The following is a 336-nucleotide window of genomic DNA, read 5'->3' as shown; positions in this document are numbered from 1 at the left end:
ACCATTCGCACCGGAGTTAAACAGCTCAGAAAGGCTATGGGAGTGGATGCGGGAGCATGACTTATCAAACAAAGCATTTTCAGGTTATGAAAATATTGTAGATTGTTGCTGTGAAGCTTGGAATAACCTTTGCAGCGAAGCTGGTCGACTGTTCAGTCTGTGCTCCCGTGATTGGGCAGTTATACAGTAGTTAGAAAATTCAATTGGTATAAATAGCACCACACCGGATCATCGAGATCTTCCCGACGTAATCCCCGATATAGAAAGCTCTGGTCGAAGAACAAAATCGGTAGAAGTATCCGTTGCCAATCTTGACAAAGGAGGCCCATTCCCTTG

The 336-nt window shown here is 44.6% G+C and carries 1 pseudogene; it reads left to right on the top strand.

Going from position 1 to position 336, the window contains the following annotated elements:
* A pseudogene (locus tag AK963_RS36450) lies at positions 1-190 on the top strand (IS630 family transposase); the annotation flags it as partial.
* Positions 191-336: the final 146 nt, after the last annotated feature.

The organism is Endozoicomonas atrinae, from assembly GCF_001647025.1.
Lineage (GTDB): Bacteria > Pseudomonadota > Gammaproteobacteria > Pseudomonadales > Endozoicomonadaceae > Endozoicomonas > Endozoicomonas atrinae.
Note: the sequence above shows the minus strand (reverse complement) of the source record. Positions and strands in the feature narration are given on the sequence as shown.